Source organism: Pseudomonas sp. HP_08, from assembly GCF_055284095.1.
The window spans coordinates 348,218-366,643 of sequence record NZ_JBTOQC010000023.1 but is presented as its reverse complement, the minus strand read 5'-3'; the positions used below and the strand labels follow the sequence as shown (position 1 = coordinate 366,643).

Genomic DNA, 18,426 nt, shown 5'->3' with positions numbered 1-18,426 from the left:
TGCAAGCCAGTAGGAGGGCGCTTGCCAGAATGCCGGACCACCGCGACCGGCTGCGTAGCAGTCGTAAATTTTAGCGGCTCATAAATTTTTATGGCCGCTGCGCGCCCAGTCGCGGGCAAGCGCGCTCCTACCTACCTTTTGTCGCGGCGCTTTTTGTCGGCTTTCTTGTGGTGCGACATCAGGCGGCGCTTCTTGTTGACCTGGCGGTCGGTCAGGGTGTTCTTGTTGCCTTCGTACGGGTTTTCGCCGCCCTTGAACTCGATACGGATCGGCGTACCGACCAGTTTCAGCACCCGGCGATAGGTGTTTTCAAGGTAGCGCACATACGACTTGGGCACCGCATCGACCTGGTTACCGTGGATCACGATGATCGGCGGGTTGGCGCCACCCAGGTGGGCATAGCGCAGCTTGATGCGGCGGTTGTTGACCATGGGCGGTGCGTGGTCGCTGACAGCGTCTTCGAGAATCTGCGTCAGGCGGCTGGTCGGCCAGCGGGTCACGGCCGAGGCGAAAGCGTTCTGTACCGACTTGTACAGGTTGCCCACGCCGGTGCCGTGCAGTGCCGAGATGAAGTGGATGTCGGCAAAGTCGACGAAGAACAAGCGGCGCTGCAACTCGATCTTGACGAAATCGCGCTCACCCGGCGTCATGCCGTCCCATTTGTTCAGGGCAATAACCAGAGCACGCCCGGATTCCAGGGCAAAGCCCAGCAGGTTCAGGTCGTGGTCGACCACGCCTTCGCGCGAGTCCATCACGAAGATCACCACGTTGGCGTCCTTGATGGCCTGCAGGGTTTTGACCACCGAGAACTTTTCGACTTCCTCGTGGATCTTGCCGCGCTTGCGCACACCTGCCGTGTCGATCAGGGTGTACTTCTCTTCGTTGCGCTCGAACGGGATGTAGATGCTGTCGCGCGTGGTGCCTGGCTGGTCATAGACGATCACCCGGTCTTCACCGAGCATGCGGTTGACCAGGGTCGACTTGCCGACGTTCGGGCGACCGATGATGGCGATCTTGATGCCATCTTTCTCGCTCGGGCCCGGAATGCGCTTGGCTTCCTCGCCTTCGGCGACGTCTTCGACACCTTCAGGATCTTCGACTTCCTGCTCGTCCCATTCCAGGTCCTTGAGCACGAAATCGAGCATCTGGGTGATGCCGCGCCCGTGAGCGCCAGCCACCGGAATCGCGTCGCCCAGACCCATAGGGCTGAATTCGGCACGCGCCAGGTGTTCGTCGATGTTGTCGATCTTGTTGGCAATCACGAAGCTGCGCTTGTTGCGCTTGCGCAAGTGCTCGCCAATCATCTGGTCGGCAGCGGTGTAGCCTGCCTTGGCATCTACCAGAAACAGGACGACATCGGCTTCTTCGATGGCCATCAGCGACTGCTCGGCCATCTTTTCATCCATGCCATGCTCGTCACCGGAGATACCGCCGGTGTCGATCAGGATGTAAGAGTGCCCCTGCCATTTCGCCTCTCCGTATTGGCGATCACGGGTCAGACCGGACAGGTCGCCAACAATGGCGTCCCGAGACCTGGTCAGGCGGTTGAACATGGTGGACTTGCCGACGTTCGGTCGGCCCACCAGGGCGATTACGGGAACCATGCGGCTCTCCACTGCGTTATTTCAGAAAATACAAAAGCCGCTGCGGGGCAGCGGCCAGAGTGCGAAACAGTCCCCGAGGGCACTGCTGCCTTGCGCAAGCAAGGCAGGCCGGGGCGATCAGCCCAGGCCTTGGACAATCATTGCTTGATGGTCAGGGCTTCGAGTTTGCCACTGTTGCCATACACGTAAATCATGTCGCCGACCACCAGCGGGCGAGCCCGCAGGCCGTCGCTGTCGATACGTTCACGGGCTACAAAGCGACCGTCGACCTGGCTGAGCAAGTGTAGATAACCTTCGAAGTCACCTACAGCCACATAGCTGGAAAACACTTCAGGCGCGCTCAGTTGACGGCGAGCCAGCGACTCGTTGCTCCACAGCGCAGAAGACGAACGCTCGTCGACGCCTTCGACCGTGCCGGACGCCAGGCTCACGTAGACGCTACCGAAACCCTGGGCCACACCGGCATAGCTCGATGCATCACGCTGCCACTGTACGCGGCCGCTATCCAGATCAAGACCGGCAACGCGGCCCTGATAGCTGGCGACATACAGGGTGCTACCGGACAGCAGCAGGCCGCCGTCGATGTCGACCACGCGCTCCAGCTCCGAACGGCCTTGCGGAACGGCAATACGCTGCTCCCAGACCGGTACGCCGTTGCTGATGTCCAGCGCCACGACTTTACCGGTCGACAGGCCGGCAATTGCCAGGCGATTGGTAACGATCGGTGCACTGGTGCCACGCAGGGTCAGAACCGCCGGCGTGCTTTCGTAGATCCAGCGCTGGGCACCGGTGTAGGCGTCCAGACCAATGACGCGGTCGTCCTGGGTCTGCACGACCACAACGTCACCGTTGCTGGCGGGCGGTGCCAGTACTTCGCTGCTTACGCGGGCACGCCATTTTTCTTCGCCGGTGCTCGCATCCAGCGCGACCACTTCACCGCGCACGGTGCCGATGGTCAGCAGGCCGTAACCCACACCGACCGCGCCGGAAACCGGCAGGTCGAGGTCTTTCTCCCAGAGTTTGTCACCGGTCAGGCGATCAAGGGCAACCACTTCACCGGTCACGTCGCCGGCGTAGATGCGGTCACCGTCGATGGCCGGAACCAGCATGTTCCAGGTCTTGCCCTGGCCGTCACCGACCGAGTGGCTCCAGACTTTTTGCAGGACCACTTCTTCTTTGAAGTCGGTCAGCTCGGCCGGCGGCAATTCTTTCTTGCTGTTGCTGCTGCAACCCACGGCCATCACGGCCAGGGCCAGCAATGCTGCATGTTTCCAACGAATCACGTCACGCATCCCCTTTGGCCAGATCGTCGAGCTTCATTTGCAGGCCACCCACTGCGGCGTCTGGCGACAGTGCAGTCTTGGCCTTTTGGTAAGCAGCATGTGCCTCATCGGTACGACCCAACTGCACCAGCAGGTCGCCCTTGAGTTCTTCGCGGCTGGCCAGGAACGCCTTGTCGGCATCGCCATTGAGCAGCTTGAGGGCATCTTCGGCCTTGTTCTGCGCAGCCAGTACGCGGGCCAGACGCTGACGCGCCAGTTCGCCCAGCGTCGGGTTGGACGGCTTGTCGGCAACCGGCTTCAGTTCGGCGACCGCATCGTCGAGCTTGCCGGTATCAACGGCCACCTTGGCGACGAACAGGCTGGCGTACTGCGCGTAAGCGGTGCCGCCGTACTCTTTCTTCAGCTTGCCGGCCACGTCGGCAACGCGGGCAGGATCGGCTTCACCGGTCGGGGTCAGGGCCGTTTCCAGCAACTGCTGGTAAAGCACCGAAGCATTGGATGCCTGGGTGGTTTGATATTTTTTCCAGTATTGCCAGCCGAAGACCACTACCAGCGCCAGCAGGCCACCCGTTACCAGGGGTTTGCCGTTGCGCTGCCACCAGTCCTTCATTGCTGCCAGATCGTCATCTTCGCTACTCGACACCCCAATACTCCTAATTCGTCGCTAAATCGGCTATTTGACCGTTCAAGCCTGCGCCAGGCAGGCTGCCAGGTGCTCGGGCAGAGCGTCCCAGGCAATATTCTGTTGCTCGCCCTGGCCACGCAGCGGCTTGACGCCAATCTGCTGGCCGGCCAGCTCTTCTTCACCAAGGATCAGAGCATACAGCGCGCCGCTCTTGTCGGCTTTCTTGAACTGGCTCTTGAAGCTGCCGGCACCGGCATTGACTTGCAAACGCAGGTTCGGCAACTGGTCACGAACGCGCTCGGTCAGGGTCAGGGCCGCCAGTTCTGCCGCCTCGCCAAAGGCGCACAGGTAAACGTCGACCTGGCGTGCGATCTCTTGCGGAACCTGCTCAAGGGTTTCGAGCAACAGCACCAGACGCTCGATGCCCATGGCGAAACCGACGCCTGTCGTCGGCTTGCCGCCCATTTGCTCGACCAGACCGTCGTAACGACCACCGGCACACACCGTGCCCTGGGCGCCGAGTTTGTCGGTGACCCATTCGAAAACGGTCTTGCTGTAGTAATCCAGCCCGCGCACCAGCTTGGGGTTGATCACGTAGGGAATTCCGGCAGCGTCCAGACGCGCCTTGAGGCCGTCGAAGTGGATGCGCGACTCGTCGTCCAGGTAGTCGGCCAGTTTCGGCGCATCGACCAGCAAGGCCTGGGTCGCCTGATCCTTGGTATCCAAGATGCGCAACGGGTTGCTTTTCAGGCGGCGCTGGCTGTCTTCGTCCAGTTGCTCATGGCGTGCGGAGAGGTACTCGACCAGCGCATCGCGATAACGGGCACGGGCTTCACTGGTGCCCAGGCTGTTGAGTTCAAGCTTGACCGCATCGCGGATACCCAACTCGCCCCACAGGCGCCAGGTCAGCACGATCAGTTCTGCGTCGATGTCCGGGCCATCGAGGTTGAAGACTTCGACACCGATCTGGTGAAACTGACGATAGCGGCCCTTCTGCGGCCGCTCGTGACGGAACATCGGGCCGATGTACCACAGTTTCTGGACCTGGCCGCCGCCGGTGATGCCGTGCTCCAGCACCGCACGCACGCACGCCGCCGTGCCTTCGGGGCGCAGGGTCAGAGAGTCGCCATTACGGTCGGCGAAGGTGTACATCTCTTTTTCGACGATATCGGTGACTTCGCCGATCGAGCGCTTGAACAGCTCGGTGAACTCGACGATCGGCATGCGGATCTGGCGGTAACCGTAGTTATCCAGCAGGCGCGAGACGGTGCCTTCGAAGTAGCGCCACAGCGGGGTCTGCTCGGGCAGGATGTCGTTCATGCCACGAATGGCTTGCAGAGACTTACTCACAAAAAATCCTTAGCAATCTTGATTAGCCGCGCACGATGACCGAGGCGTCAGCTTGAACTTTTTCGGCCGCTTTCTCGCGAATCAGACGCTCGAGTTCGGTGACCAGATTCTCGTTGCCCAGCTTCTGCGCCGGCTTGCCGTCGATGTAGATCAGGTTCGGGGAGCCACCGGTCAGCCCGATATGGGCTTCCTTGGCTTCTCCCGGGCCGTTGACCACACAACCGATCACCGCGACATCCAGAGGCACCAACAGGTCCTCGAGACGGTTTTCAAGCTCGTTCATGGTCTTGACCACATCAAAGTTCTGCCGCGAGCAGCTCGGGCAGGCAATGAAGTTGATGCCACGCGAACGCAGGTGCAGCGACTTGAGGATGTCGTAGCCGACCTTGACCTCTTCAACCGGATCGGCCGCCAGCGAGATGCGAATAGTATCGCCAATCCCTTCGGCGAGCAGCATACCCAGCCCCACGGCAGATTTCACTGTGCCCGAACGCAAACCACCGGCTTCGGTGATGCCCAGGTGCAAGGGCTGGGTGATCTGCCGGGCCAGTTGACGGTAGGCCTCGACGGCCATGAACACGTCCGAAGCCTTGACGCTGACCTTGAAGTCCTGAAAGTTCAGGCGATCAAGGTGCTCGACATGGCGCAGCGCCGACTCGACCAGCGCCTCGGGCGTAGGCTCGCCGTACTTTTTCTGCAGGTCCTTTTCCAGGGAACCGGCGTTGACGCCGATGCGGATCGGGATACCGCGATCACGTGCAGCATCGACCACCGCTTTGACCCGGTCTTCGCGACCGATATTGCCAGGGTTGATGCGCAGGCAGTCGACGCCCAGCTCTGCCACGCGCAGGGCAATGCGGTAATCGAAGTGAATATCGGCGACCAGCGGCACCTTAACCAGTTGCTTGATGCGACCGAAGGCCTCGGCAGCGTCCATGTCAGGTACCGAGACGCGCACGATGTCGACGCCAGCCGCTTCAAGCCGGTTGATCTGGGCGACAGTGGCGGCAACATCGTTGGTGTCGCTGTTGGTCATGCTCTGAACGGCAATCGGAGCATCGCCACCGACCGGCACAGATCCGACCCAGATCTTGCGCGACTCTCGACGTTTGATGGGGGAATGGCCGTGCATGACTTATTGCCCTAGTTTCAGGCGAGCGGTTTCGCCAGTGATAAATGGAGCCACATCAACAGGCTGCCCGTTGTAGCTGACCTCGGCGCCGCGTGCGTAGCCAAGGCGCAGAGAAAGCGGTGGTTTGCCAGTCACGTCGAGGGTTTGACCCTTTAGTTTCAGACCGCTGGCCAGAACCTTGCCATTAGCATCGGTGACCTGTGCCCAGCAGTTGGCGACGAACTTGACGCTGACCTGCCCGGAACCGGGCATGATCGGCGCGATAGGCTCTGAGGTGACAGCGGCAGGTATGGAAGGCGCAGCGGCCACCGGTGCGCTGGCAACTGGCGGTGTGCTGGTGGCCGGCGCTGCAGAGGTCGTTGATTCGGGAACAGCCGGTGCGTTGTCTGCACTCGGGGTCGAAGGGGTCAATGGCAACGAGGAGGTCGTGCCCTCGGTCACTTGCGGCGCAGGCGCCGGCTCGTCCAGCTGGTGGATCTGGGTCGTGCCATCGGCGCTTTCGACCTCGACATGCTCAAGGTTCAGCCCGGCGACATCCTTGCCGCGCAGCGAGCCCTGGTCTTGCCACCAGAGAAAACCGCCGCCCACCAGCACCAGCAGCAACAACAGGCTGACGATGCGCAGAATGTTGTGCGACAGGCGCACTGGCTCTTCGATGCGGCCCAAGGCATGCACTTCGCTGCCCTTGGCGTTGGAGCCGGTGTACTGGTCGAACTGGGCGACCAGCTCTGTCTGGTCAAGCTCCAGCAACTTGGCATAGGCGCGGACATAGCCGCGGGCAAAGGTGTGCCCCGGCAGCTTGTCGAACGCACCGTTTTCGAGGTGATTCAGAGAATTGGCGGTCAGGTTGAGCCTCAACGCCACATCAGGCAGCGACCAGTTCTGGCGCTCACGGGCCTGGCGCAGGGTTTCCCCAGGATTCATACCATTGCCTGTTACAACTTCGGGATGCGCCGCTTTCATCATTGCTCCGACAGGTATTGCTGATATTCCGGCGTACCGGGATAGAGTCTTTTCAACTGCAGGCCATAACTGGCTGCGGTGTTACGGTCTTCGTGGATCCTGGCAAGACGTATGCCGAGCAACAGACTACGCGCATTCTGCTCGCTCATCTGGCTGAAGCGCTCGTAGTAATCGCGCGAGGGCACATATTGCCTGTCTTCGTAAGACAACTCAGCCATTTCCAGCAACGCGCGCGGCTGACTGCGGTCCAGACGCAAGGCGCGGGTGAAATATTCACGCGCCTGCTCGCGCTCGCCCAGTTTCTGCGCGGTCATGCCCAGGCTTTCAAAGATACGCGGGCGCTCAGGATACAGATTGTCGGCCGCTGCCTGTTCAAAACGTGCGTGAGCTTCCTTGTAACGCTGTTGTTCGTACAGGAAGCTGCCGTAGTTGTTGAGGATACGCGCATCGTTCTTGCTGGCGGCAATTGCCTTGAGGAAGTACTGATCGGCCAGCTCCAGCTCCATCTCGGCCTGGAAGACCAGCGCCAGTGCCGCATTGGCATCCGGGTCGTTGCTATTGAGGTCCAGGGCCTTTTTCAGCGGCACCTTGGCCTGCTTGGTCTGCCCTTGCTGAAAGTAACCCAGAGCCAGTTGCACATAGGCCTTGATTGCCTGGTCACGCCCTTTGCTGGTGGTCATCGGGTCGACATCGCCCGATGTCACGCAACCTGACAGCAGGAAGATGAAACTCAACAGCAACACAGCGCGCACAGACATAAGGTCCCTCTCGGTCAGGTTCGCAGGCGGATTCAGGAGACGGCGCGCTGTCCCTGCCCGGCTTCGGCATTGACCTCGCGAACCGCGATGTAGCGTTCGCTACGGCGCGTGCGGTCCATTACCTGGCCGACCAGCTGCCCGCAGGCCGCGTCGATGTCTTCACCGCGCGTGGTGCGCACAGTCACGTTGTAGCCGGCCTGATGCAGCATGTCCTGGAAGCGCCGGATGGCATTGTTGCTCGGGCGCTCGTAACCGGAATGCGGGAACGGGTTGAACGGGATGAGGTTGATCTTGCAAGGCGTGTCCTTGAGCAACTCGATCATCTCGCTGGCGTGCGCCGGCTGGTCGTTGATGTCCTTGAGCAAGGTGTACTCGACGGTCAGCACGCGCTTTTCGCCCAGCGTGGCCATGTAGCGGCGGCAGGACTCGAGCAGCACTTTCAAGGGGTACTTCTTGTTGATCGGCACCAGCTTGTTACGCAACTCATCGTTGGGCGCATGCAGCGACAGGGCCAGGGACACGTCGATGTGCTGGGCCAGCACATCGATCATCGGCACCACGCCTGAGGTCGACAAAGTCACCCGACGCTTGGAAATGCCATAGCCCAGGTCGTCCATCATCAAGTGCATGGCGGCCACGACGTTGTCGAAGTTCAGCAGCGGTTCACCCATGCCCATCATCACCACGTTGGTGATGGCACGGTCGACGGTAGCCGGAACACTGCCAAAGGATTTGTTGGCAATCCACACCTGGCCGATCACTTCGGCGGCGGTGAGGTTGCTATTGAAGCCTTGCTTGCCGGTGGAGCAGAAACTGCAATCCAGGGCACAGCCTGCCTGGGACGAAACGCACAATGTGCCGCGTTTGCCCTGGGGAATGTAAACGGTCTCGACGCAGCTGCCGGACGCCACGCGCACCACCCACTTACGGGTGCCGTCGGTGGAGATGTCCTCGCTGACAACTTCCGGGCCGCGAATCTCGGAGCAGCTCTTGAGCTTTTCGCGCAAGGCCTTGCCGACATTGGTCATGGCGTCGAAATCATCGACGCCAAAGTGGTGAATCCACTTCATGACCTGACCGGCACGGAAGCGTTTCTCCCCGATTGACTCGAAGAATTTTTCCATTTCCGGCTGAGTCAGACCCAGCAGGTTGGTTTTACCAGTCGTCACGATCATGAATTCACCTCTTGCTCGTCGGCCGTAGCTTAGCGAGCAGTTACTTCGGTAGCAGCGAAGAAGTAAGCGATTTCGCGAGCAGCAGCAGCTTCGGAGTCCGAACCGTGAACGGCGTTGGCGTCGATCGACTCGGCGAAGTCAGCACGGATGGTGCCGGCAGCGGCTTCTTTAGGGTTGGTAGCGCCCATCAGCTCACGGTTCAGAGCAATGGCGTTCTCGCCTTCCAGAACCTGAACCACAACAGGACCGGAAGTCATGAAGGCAACCAGGTCACCGAAGAAGCCACGCTCGCTGTGCTCGGCGTAGAAGCCTTCAGCTTCAGCCTTGGACAGTTGCTTGATTTTCGAAGCAACGATGCGCAGGCCGGCGTCTTCGAAGCGAGTGGTGATCTTGCCGATCACGTTCTTGGCAACGGCGTCAGGTTTGATGATCGAGAAAGTGCGTTGAACAGCCATGTGAAACTCCAGAAACAGGGATTAAATCAAAAATTAAACCCGCGAATTATACGCGGGTTCTAGAGTATTGCCTAACTTGCTTGCGTTACAGAGGCTGTCCGGGCGCCTCAAGGAGTTCCTGGAGGCGCCCGTGCAGGTCAGTCAGCCTCTTCAATCCACAATCCCTGGATTGCTTCGAGGACCTTTTCCCCGCCGCGATCCGGGATATCGTCGAATTCCGGCAGCGCCATCACCAGATTGCGCAGCTTGACGAAATTCACCGTCAGCGGATTGATATCCGGGTGCGCTTCAGCCAGCTGGATCGCGATTTCCTGCACATCAACCCATTTGAGACCCATGAATATCCCCTCCTGGGATCAGTGCGGCGCTTCGGCGGCGTGGTTGAGCGAGTATTTCGGAATCTCGATGGTCAGGTCTTCGTTGCCGACCTTGGCCTGGCACGACAACCGCGACTGCGCTTCCAGGCCCCAGGCCTTGTCGAGCATGTCTTCTTCGAGCTCGTCGACCTCACCGGTCGAATTGAACCCCTTGCGCACGATGCAATGGCACGTGGTGCAGGCACTCACGCCACCGCAGGCGCTTTCGATCTCGATGTGATGATCGTGGGCGAGATCCAGGATAGTCGTCCCCGGCGCTGCCTCGACGGTCATCCCGTCCGGACAATGCTCCTTATGGGGCAGAAAGGTCACCAACGGCATCAGTTATTCCTCAATCTCATTCAGGTTGCGTCCTGCCAGTGCGGCTTTTACCGTCGAATCCAGGCGCCTTGCAGCAAATGCATCGGTCACTTGCGACAGACGGCGAGTCTGTTGCTCGATGGCCGGGCCATCGGTGCCTTGCATCAGTTCACGTAATTCGTCCATTTGCAGGTTGATGACCAGCCGTTCCTCTTCATCGAGAAGACGCTCGCCGTCAACTTCCAGGGCGCCCTGCACCGCTTCGAGCAGGCGCTCGGCGTCGACCTGTTGCTCGCGCAGTACGCGAGCCACCTTGTCTTGCCCTGCGTTCTGGAAGGAATCCTTGAGCATCCGGGCGATTTCGCCGTCGGTCAGCCCGTAGGACGGCTTGACCTGGATACTCGACTCGACGCCCGACGCCAGTTCACGGGCCGCCACGCTGAGCAGACCGTCGGCATCGACCTGGAACGTCACGCGGATCTTCGCCGCACCGGCCACCATCGGCGGAATGCCACGCAGCTCGAAGCGCGCCAGCGAGCGGCAATCGCTGATCAGCTCACGCTCGCCCTGCAGCACATGAATCATCATGGCTGTCTGGCCGTCTTTATAAGTGGTGAATTCCTGGCCACGCGCCACCGGAATGGTCGTGTTGCGGGCGATGACTTTCTCCATCAGCCCACCCATGGTTTCCAGCCCCAGCGACAACGGGATCACGTCGAGCAGCAGCAGTTCGCCGCCATCGCGTTTGTTGCCGGCCAGGGTGTCGGCCTGAATCGCTGCACCAATCGCCACGACCTGGTCAGGGTCGATGTCGGTCAATGGCTGACGACCGAACAGCTCGGCCACCGCATCGCGCACGCGCGGTACACGGGTCGAACCGCCGACCATGACCACGGCCTTGACGTCGTCGATCTCGATATCGGCATCACGCACCGCACGCCGGCACGCCTTGAGGCTGCGCGCCAGCATGGGCTCGATCAGTTCATTGAAGGCTTCGCGGGTCAGCTCGGCACGCCAGTCACCATGCACCACCTCGACAGACGAGGCATCGGTCAGCGCCTCTTTGGCCGCACAAGCGGTGTGCAGCAGGCTGCGCTGTGCTGCCGGCTCAAGATCGGCGGACAAGCCGGCGCTGCTGATAATCCACTGCGCAATGGCATGGTCGAAATCGTCGCCACCCAGCGCGGTATCGCCACCGGTCGCCAGGACTTCGAAGACACCGCCGGTCAGGCGCAGGATCGAGATATCGAACGTGCCGCCGCCAAGGTCGTAAATGGCGACCACGCCCTCGGCGTTCTGGTCCAGGCCATAGGCCACGGCCGCGGCGGTCGGCTCATTGAGCAGGCGCAAGACGTTAAGGCCGGCCAGACGCGCGGCGTCTTTGGTGGCCTGGCGCTGGGCATCGTCGAAATAGGCCGGCACGGTAATCACCGCACCCACCAGCTCGCCGCCCAGAGTGGCTTCGGCACGCAGGCGCAGCACCTTGAGAATGTCGGCCGACACCTGCACCGGGCTCTTGGCGCCCTGCACGGTATCGATGAACGGCATGTGCGATTCGCCTTCGACGAAGCGGTAAGGCAGTTGCTCGCCCAGTTGCTTGACGTCGGCGATGCCGCGACCCATCAGGCGCTTGACCGACAGCACGGTATTGAACGGATCAACCGAGGCAGCCGCCTTGGCGGCGTGCCCGACTTCAACGCGATCGGCATGGTAGCGCACGGCCGACGGCAGAATGATCTGCCCGTTTTCATCGGCCAACGGCTCGGAAAGGCCACTGCGCAGTGCAGCAACCAGCGAATTGGTGGTGCCAAGGTCGATACCGACAGCCAGACGACGCTGGTGCGGTTGAGGACTCTGGCCGGGTTCGGCGATCTGCAGTAAGGCCATGCTTTTAGGAATAATCACAGGCGTACGGCCAGGGCCGCACGGGGTTAATCGTCGAGGCGCTCTTCGAGCTGGCGCACTTCTTGGGAGAGCTTGTCGAGGAACTGCATGCGCCGCATCAGGCGCTCGGCCTGTTCGCGTTGCGCGGCATCATCCCAACAAGCGGCAAAGCTGTCGTTGAGGGCCTCTTGCGCAACCTTGAGGCGACGCTTGAACACCGCGACGCCGGCCAGATCGGCCTCGTCCTGCAGGTCTTCGAGCTCTTCGCGCCATTGCATCTGCTGCAAGAGAAAATCGGGGTCGTGCACCGTCACTTCAAGCGGCACCTCATCGCCCCGGATCGCCAGCAGGTAGCGCGCCCGACGCGGGGCACTCCTGAGGGTCTGGTAGGCTTCATTGAGGTTGGCCGAACGTTCCAGCGCCTGGCGCTGCTCGGACTCGGGCGCATCGGCGAACCGATCCGGATGCACGCTGCGCGCCAGTTCCCGGTAGCGGCTCGCCAACTGGTCGAGGTCCACGACAAAACCGGGTTTCAGCTCAAACAGCGCGAAATGACAAGGAGTACCCACGATGACCCGCCTCAGACGTTGAAGCTTTCGCCGCAGCCGCATTCACCGCGCGAATTGGGATTATTGAACTTGAAGCCTTCGTTCAAGCCTTCGCGGACGAAGTCCAGCTCGGTGCCATCGAGGTACACCAAGCTTTTCGGGTCAATGATGACCTTCACGCCATAGGCCTCGAACACCGTGTCTTCAGGGTCCGCCGCGTCGACGAACTCAAGCACATAGGCAAGGCCGGAACAGCCTGTGGTGCGAACACCCAGACGAATGCCATCACCTTTGCCGCGCCCGTCAAGGGAGCGACGCACGTGGTTGGCGGCGGCTTCGGTCATGCTGATTGACATCGGGAACTCCTTGGATTTCGCCAGCGTTGCTATGAAGAACGGTGCGCTTACAACAAGCCTTTCTTTTGCTTGTAGTCGCGTACGGCTGCCTTGATGGCATCTTCAGCCAGTACCGAGCAGTGAATCTTGACCGGCGGCAAGGCCAGCTCTTCTGCCAACTGGGTGTTCTTGATGGTTTCGGCTTCGTCCAGGGTCTTGCCCTTCATCCACTCGGTGGCGAGGGAGCTGGAGGCAATGGCCGAACCGCAACCGTAGGTCTTGAACTTGGCGTCTTCGATAACGCCCTGATCGTTGACCTTGATCTGCAAACGCATCACGTCGCCGCACGCCGGAGCGCCGACCATGCCGGTGCCGACATCAGGATCTTCAGCATCCATCTTGCCGACGTTGCGTGGGTTCTCGTAGTGGTCGATGACCTTTTCGCTGTAAGCCATGATTCTGTTCCTCTCACATCAGGGGAGCCGCTCTGCAGGTCGCGCAACTTATAAAGAAGGCGACCTGTACGGGGGCGACTTTAGATTAGTGCGCCGCCCACTCGATCTTGGAGATGTCGACACCGTCTTTAAACATGTCCCACAGCGGCGAGAGCGCTCGCAGCTTGGTGACCGCCTCGCGAACCTTCTGCGCGGCGTAATCGATTTCTTCTTCGGTGCTGAAACGGCCGAAGGTGAAGCGGATCGAGCTGTGTGCCAGTTCGTCGTTGCGGCCCAGGGCGCGCAGTACATACGAAGGCTCAAGCGAGGCCGAAGTACAGGCAGAACCGGACGACACTGCCAGATCCTTGAGCGCCATGATCAGCGACTCGCCTTCAACGTAGTTGAAGCTCAGGTTCAGGTTGTGCGGAACGCGAGCGGTCAGGCTGCCGTTGACGTACAGCTCTTCGAGGTCTTCGACCTGCTTGAAGAAACGGTCGCTCAGGGCCTTGACGCGCTGGTTCTCGCTGACCATTTCCTCTTTGGCGATGCGGAACGCTTCACCCATGCCGACGATCTGGTGAGTCGCCAGGGTGCCGGAACGCATGCCGCGCTCGTGACCGCCGCCGTGCATGGTGGCTTCGAGGCGCACACGTGGCTTGCGGCTCACGTACAGCGCGCCGATGCCTTTGGGGCCGTAGGTCTTGTGCGCCGAGAACGACATCAGGTCGACTTTCAGGCTGGCCAGGTCGATCTCGACCTTGCCGGTAGACTGAGCGCCATCGACGTGGAACAACACGCCGCGCGAACGGGTCAGTTCACCGATCGCTGCGATGTCGTTGACGGTACCGATTTCGTTGTTCACGTGCATGATCGACACCAGAATGGTGTCTTCGCGCAGGGCCGCTTCGACCATCTGCGGGGTGATCAGACCATCTTCACCCGGCTCGATGTAGGTCACTTCGAAGCCTTCACGCTCCAGTTGGCGCGTGGTGTCCAGAACGGCCTTGTGCTCGATCTTGGAGGTGATGATGTGCTTGCCTTTGGTGTGGTAGAAGTGCGCCACACCTTTGATGGCCAGGTTGTCGGACTCGGTAGCACCGGAGGTCCAGACGATTTCACGCGGATCGGCATTGACCAGATCGGCGACCTGACGGCGAGCGTTCTCGACCGCTTCTTCAGCTTTCCAGCCAAAAACGTGGGAGCGCGACGCCGGGTTTCCGAAGTTGCCGTCAACCAGCAGGCAGTCCATCATCTTCTGGGCGACACGCGGGTCGACCGGGGTCGTCGCGGAATAATCGAGGTAAATCGGCAACTTCATTGAATATCTCCTTTCAGGCAGGCGCACCGCTCATTCATCTGCGTTCATTCGACGGCGGACGTTTCAATCTTACCCAGTTGCGAAGACTTGCTCGTGTTCGAGCAGCGACGCTGATCCTGGCGCTGTGCGACTTCTTGTACCTCACGGCGAGTGACAAGGTCCGCCAGGCTGATACCGCTAAGAAACTCGTGAATCTGCTGGCTGAGGTCGCACCACAAGTGGTGGGTCAGGCAGGTATCTCCGGCATGGCAATCGCCCAGCCCCTGGCAACGGGTGGCATCGACCGATTCGTTGACGGCGTCGACGACCTGAGCGACCTGAATGCCGTTCATGTCACGCGACAGCTGATAACCGCCACCGGGACCACGCACACTCGACACCAGATTGCCGCGACGCAGCTTGGCGAACAGTTGCTCAAGGTAAGACAGGGAAATGCCTTGGCGCTCGGAAATGTCGGCCAGTGACACAGGGCCATGTTGCGCATGCAAAGCCAGGTCCAGCATGGCTGTGACAGCGTATCGGCCTTTTGTAGTCAGTCGCATGGCATGTACCGCAGTGATTCAGAATGGGGCGAGTATGCTATTCCCGAGTATTTGAGTCAACTATAAAACCAAGCAAAACAGTCGGGATTAGCCTCAGGAGCGGGCAGCATCATAGCAAAAATGGCGGCGTATTGACACCGGTCAAGCCCGCGCCTTTTCTGGCTGGTCTTTTACACACTCGAACACCTCATCGGGCAACGACGGCAGCTCGCTGGCCCGATAATCGCAGTCCAGCTTGCTCAGCGCACCGCACATGTTCTCGAGACGCACATCGACTGCCTGCAGATGGTCGAGCAACTGGCCGATGGCACGGGCAATCGGGTCGGGCATGTCCTGGCCAACGCCATAGGCATCAAAGCCGAGCTTCTCGGCCATTGCCTTGCGCCGCGCCTCGACCTCATCGTCGGACTTGACGATGATCCGCGCCGGAATACCTACGGCCGTTGCACCGGCCGGCACGGCCTTGGTCACCACCGCATTGGAGCCGATCTTGGCCCCTGCCCCGACGGTAAACGGCCCCAGCACCTTGGCGCCGCCGCCCACCACCACGCCATCTTCCAGGGTCGGATGGCGCTTGCCGGCATTCCAGCTGGTGCCGCCCAGAGTCACGCCTTGATACAGCGTCACGTCATTGCCGATCTCGGCGGTTTCGCCGATGACGATGCCCATGCCGTGATCGATAAAGAAACGCCGGCCGATCTTCGCGCCCGGATGAATCTCGATGCCGGTCATCCAGCGGCTGAAGTTCGACACCACCCGCGCCGCCAGCTTCCAGTTGTTACGCCACAGAATGTGAGCTGCGCGGTGCATCCAGATCGCGTGCATCCCGGGGTAGCAGGTCAGCACTTCAAAGGCATTGCGCGCCGCCGGGTCTCGGTGGAAAACGCTCTGAATATCTTCTCGCAACCGCTCGAACATCACTGATCCTTCCGTTTGTAGGGTTCGCCGCGCGCCACTTTCTGAGTCTCGGTCAGGATGCCGCGCAAGATGCTCAGCTCCGGCCGTTCGACTTCACCGCGGCCGTACAGACGGCGCAGGCGCGCCATCAGGTGGCGCGGTTTTTCAGGGTCCAGAAAGCCGATGGCCACCAGCGTCTGTTCAAGGTGAGCATAAAAGCCTTCCATTTCATCCATGGTCGCCAGTTCGTGCTCACGCGCGACTGGCGCCCTGGCTTCAAGCGGCGCTTGCTGACCGGCCAGCCACGCCATGCGCACTTCATAACTGAGCACTTGCACGGCAGCGGCCAGGTTCAGCGAGCTGAAATCGGGATTGGAGGCGATATGCACGTGGTAATGGCAGCGTTGCAGCTCGTCATTGGTGAGGCCGGCATGCTCGCGACCGAACACCAGCGCCACTTCAAGCCCGCCACCTGCCTGCTCGATGACTTTTTCGCCCGACTCACGCGGGTCGAGCATCGGCCAGGGCAAGCTACGATCGCGCGCACTGGTGCCCAGCACCAGACTGCACCCGACCAGCGCCTCTTCAAGACTCGACACCACTTGCGCACCGGCCAGAATATCGTCGGCACCCGAGGCCCGCGCATCGGCTTCAGGCGATGGAAACACCCGCGGCTCGACCAGTACCAGCCGCGTCAGGCCCATGTTTTTCATGGCGCGGGCGGCCCCACCGATATTTCCGGGATGGGTCGTACCGACCAGGACAATACGAATGTTGTGCAACACCGTGTGCGCTCACTGACTCAATCTTGGGGCGCAAATCTTACAGAAGCGGCCTGCTTAACGCTATGAAGCCTTGCGACACCTTGCCGCGCAGGCGACAGACGCGCAGCAACGGCAGCTCATCCGCCAGGCACTCAGAATGCCCACACTAAGCTGGAAATAATTTAATTCAGCCACTAGAATGCCCGGCTCTCTTTAACAACCCTAGGTGATTTATCCATGCAGCCCATGCTGAATATCGCGCTGCGCGCCGCACGCACCGCCAGCGAATTGATTTTCCGCTCCATCGAGCGCCTGGATACCATCAAGGTCGACGAAAAAGAAGCCAAAGACTACGTCAGCGAAATCGACCGCGCGGCTGAGCAAAGCATCATCGCTGCCCTGCGCAAGGCCTACCCGACTCACGGCATCCTCGGCGAAGAAAGCGGCCTGCACGCCGGCAGCGGCGAAGGCACCGACTACCTGTGGATCATCGACCCACTGGATGGCACCACCAACTTCGTCCGTGGCATCCCGCACTTTGCAGTGAGCATCGCCTGCAAATACCGTGGCCGCCTGGAACACGCCGTGGTCCTGGACCCGGTTCGCCAGGAAGAATTCACCGCCAGCCGTGGCCGTGGCGCCGCTCTTAATGGCCGCCGCCTGCGCGTCAGCTCGCGCAAGAGCCTGGAAGGCGCCCTGCTGGGTACCGGCTTCCCGTTCCGCGACAACCAGCTCGAGCATCTGGAAAACTACCTGGGCATGTTCCGCAGCCTGATCGGCCAGACCGCCGGCATCCGCCGCGCCGGCTCCGCCAGCCTGGACCTTGCCTATGTCGCTGCCGGCCGTTTCGATGCGTTCTGGGAATCGGGCCTGTCCGAGTGGGACATCGCCGCGGGCGCCCTGCTGATTCAGGAAGCCGGTGGCCTGGTGAGCGACTTCACCGGCGGTCACGACTTCCTTGAAAAAGGCCACATCGTGGCGGGCAACGCCAAATGCTTCAAAGCCGTGCTGACCTCCATCGCACCGCACCTGCCACCTTCGATCAAACGCTGATCGAAATGCAGGCATAAAAAAAACCGGCCCAAGTGGCCGGTTTTTTTATGCCTGATTTACTGTTGGCTCAGAACCAGCTGACCGTTCTTGTCGACCGGAATCTGGTTACCCGGATCGCGGTCCATGCGCACCTGACCGACCTTCTCGCCGACCTTGTACTTCACGTTGTAGCCCACGACCTTGTCGCTGATGTCGTTGACGGTGTTACAGCGCGTCTGGGTCGTGGTGTAGGTGTCGCGGTTCTGCATGCCTTCCTGAACCTTGTTGCCGGCATAACCGCCACCGACCGCACCGGCCACTGTCGCGATCTTCTTGCCGTTACCGCCGCCGACCTGGTTACCCAGCAAGCCACCGGCCACTGCACCCAGCACACTGCCGACGATCTGATGCTCATCCTTGACCGGCGCCTTGCGCGTCACAGTCACGTCCTTGCACACCTCACGCGGCGTCTTGATTTGTTGCTTGACCGGCTCGACAGCCAGTACATCAGCATATTCCGGACCGCCCTTGACCAGACTGTAGGTGGCAAATGCGCCACCCGCAGTCACCGCAACGGCTCCCAACACGGCACCCACCAACAGAGACTTGTTCACGTGAACCTCCTGACCTTTCAAGCGCAATTTCTT

At 60.7% G+C, this 18,426-nt stretch carries 21 protein-coding genes; 1 reads left to right on the top strand and 20 read right to left on the bottom strand.

Annotated features, from left to right (window positions below; genetic code table 11):
* Nucleotides 1-131: 131 nt before the first annotated feature.
* From der to trmJ, 19 genes are all read right to left on the bottom strand, one after another.
* Entirely contained in the window at nt 132-1,604 is a 1,473-nt protein-coding gene (der, locus tag ACYAS9_RS20550) for a ribosome biogenesis GTPase Der (RefSeq protein WP_463570133.1), read from the bottom strand.
* A gap of 137 nt (nt 1,605-1,741) precedes the next feature.
* Complete coding sequence (gene bamB, locus ACYAS9_RS20545; RefSeq protein WP_463570131.1) at nt 1,742-2,896, bottom strand: outer membrane protein assembly factor BamB; 1,155 nt, start codon at nt 2,894-2,896, stop codon at nt 1,742-1,744.
* Nucleotides 2,889-3,530, bottom strand: coding sequence for a tetratricopeptide repeat protein (locus ACYAS9_RS20540; protein WP_463570129.1), 642 nt, complete (start codon nt 3,528-3,530; stop codon nt 2,889-2,891). Before ACYAS9_RS20540 ends, bamB begins: the two co-directional genes overlap by 8 nt.
* Nucleotides 3,531-3,572: 42 nt before the next feature.
* A complete protein-coding gene (gene hisS / locus ACYAS9_RS20535) occupies nt 3,573-4,862 on the bottom strand; it encodes a histidine--tRNA ligase (RefSeq protein ID WP_463570128.1) in 1,290 nt (429 codons plus the stop codon).
* Nucleotides 4,863-4,884: 22 nt separating this feature from the next.
* A complete protein-coding gene (ispG, locus tag ACYAS9_RS20530; protein ID WP_463570126.1) occupies nt 4,885-5,994 on the bottom strand; it encodes a flavodoxin-dependent (E)-4-hydroxy-3-methylbut-2-enyl-diphosphate synthase in 1,110 nt (369 codons plus the stop codon).
* Between the two features lie 3 nt (nt 5,995-5,997).
* A complete protein-coding gene (locus ACYAS9_RS20525; protein WP_463570124.1) occupies nt 5,998-6,957 on the bottom strand; it encodes a RodZ domain-containing protein in 960 nt (319 codons plus the stop codon).
* On the bottom strand, nt 6,957-7,715 hold the full coding sequence (gene pilW / locus ACYAS9_RS20520) for a type IV pilus biogenesis/stability protein PilW (protein ID WP_463570123.1): 759 nt from the start codon (nt 7,713-7,715) through the stop codon (nt 6,957-6,959). The genes ACYAS9_RS20525 and pilW overlap by 1 nt, the downstream gene beginning before the upstream one ends.
* Before the next feature lie 32 nt (nt 7,716-7,747).
* Nucleotides 7,748-8,890 carry a dual-specificity RNA methyltransferase RlmN gene (gene rlmN, locus ACYAS9_RS20515; RefSeq protein ID WP_463570121.1) on the bottom strand — a complete coding sequence of 381 codons (1,143 nt, stop codon included), beginning with the start codon at nt 8,888-8,890 and terminating at the stop codon, nt 7,748-7,750.
* A 29-nt stretch (nt 8,891-8,919) separates the two neighbouring features.
* Nucleotides 8,920-9,345: a nucleoside-diphosphate kinase gene (gene ndk, locus ACYAS9_RS20510; protein WP_459748358.1), complete on the bottom strand. Its 426-nt coding sequence runs from the start codon at nt 9,343-9,345 to the stop codon at nt 8,920-8,922.
* Between the two features lie 137 nt (nt 9,346-9,482).
* Complete coding sequence (iscX, locus tag ACYAS9_RS20505; protein WP_459748357.1) at nt 9,483-9,683, bottom strand: Fe-S cluster assembly protein IscX; 201 nt, start codon at nt 9,681-9,683, stop codon at nt 9,483-9,485.
* An 18-nt stretch (nt 9,684-9,701) separates the two neighbouring features.
* On the bottom strand, nt 9,702-10,043 hold the full coding sequence (gene fdx, locus ACYAS9_RS20500; RefSeq protein WP_459748356.1) for an ISC system 2Fe-2S type ferredoxin: 342 nt from the start codon (nt 10,041-10,043) through the stop codon (nt 9,702-9,704).
* Between the two features lie 3 nt (nt 10,044-10,046).
* The gene (gene hscA / locus ACYAS9_RS20495) at nt 10,047-11,909 is read right to left on the bottom strand and encodes a Fe-S protein assembly chaperone HscA (protein WP_463570120.1); all 1,863 of its coding nucleotides are present in this window, start codon (nt 11,907-11,909) and stop codon (nt 10,047-10,049) included.
* Between the two features lie 44 nt (nt 11,910-11,953).
* Nucleotides 11,954-12,475: a co-chaperone HscB gene (gene hscB, locus ACYAS9_RS20490; protein WP_463570118.1), complete on the bottom strand. Its 522-nt coding sequence runs from the start codon at nt 12,473-12,475 to the stop codon at nt 11,954-11,956.
* Between the two features lie 11 nt (nt 12,476-12,486).
* Nucleotides 12,487-12,810, bottom strand: a complete 324-nt coding sequence (iscA, locus tag ACYAS9_RS20485; RefSeq protein ID WP_459748353.1) for an iron-sulfur cluster assembly protein IscA — start codon at nt 12,808-12,810, stop codon at nt 12,487-12,489.
* A 47-nt stretch (nt 12,811-12,857) separates the two neighbouring features.
* Nucleotides 12,858-13,244 (bottom strand): Fe-S cluster assembly scaffold IscU, encoded by a 387-nt coding sequence (gene iscU / locus ACYAS9_RS20480; protein WP_108095972.1) that lies wholly within the window; start codon nt 13,242-13,244, stop codon nt 12,858-12,860.
* 85 nt (nt 13,245-13,329) lie between these two features.
* Nucleotides 13,330-14,544, bottom strand: coding sequence for an IscS subfamily cysteine desulfurase (locus ACYAS9_RS20475; protein ID WP_463570115.1), 1,215 nt, complete (start codon nt 14,542-14,544; stop codon nt 13,330-13,332).
* Between the two features lie 44 nt (nt 14,545-14,588).
* Nucleotides 14,589-15,086: a Fe-S cluster assembly transcriptional regulator IscR gene (gene iscR, locus ACYAS9_RS20470; protein WP_463570114.1), complete on the bottom strand. Its 498-nt coding sequence runs from the start codon at nt 15,084-15,086 to the stop codon at nt 14,589-14,591.
* Nucleotides 15,087-15,227: 141 nt separating this feature from the next.
* Nucleotides 15,228-16,004 carry a serine O-acetyltransferase gene (cysE, locus tag ACYAS9_RS20465; protein WP_463570112.1) on the bottom strand — a complete coding sequence of 259 codons (777 nt, stop codon included), beginning with the start codon at nt 16,002-16,004 and terminating at the stop codon, nt 15,228-15,230.
* Nucleotides 16,004-16,768, bottom strand: a complete 765-nt coding sequence (gene trmJ / locus ACYAS9_RS20460) for a tRNA (cytosine(32)/uridine(32)-2'-O)-methyltransferase TrmJ (protein ID WP_463570111.1) — start codon at nt 16,766-16,768, stop codon at nt 16,004-16,006. The genes cysE and trmJ overlap by 1 nt, the downstream gene beginning before the upstream one ends.
* 216 nt (nt 16,769-16,984) lie before the next feature.
* On the opposite strand from trmJ, the gene suhB reads away from it, so the two are divergent.
* Nucleotides 16,985-17,800, top strand: coding sequence for a type III secretion system regulator SuhB (suhB, locus tag ACYAS9_RS20455; protein ID WP_463570109.1), 816 nt, complete (start codon nt 16,985-16,987; stop codon nt 17,798-17,800).
* A 56-nt stretch (nt 17,801-17,856) separates the two neighbouring features.
* Here suhB and ACYAS9_RS20450 read toward each other — a convergent pair whose 3' ends face one another.
* Nucleotides 17,857-18,393 carry a glycine zipper 2TM domain-containing protein gene (locus ACYAS9_RS20450; protein WP_463570108.1) on the bottom strand — a complete coding sequence of 179 codons (537 nt, stop codon included), beginning with the start codon at nt 18,391-18,393 and terminating at the stop codon, nt 17,857-17,859.
* Nucleotides 18,394-18,426: the final 33 nt, after the last annotated feature.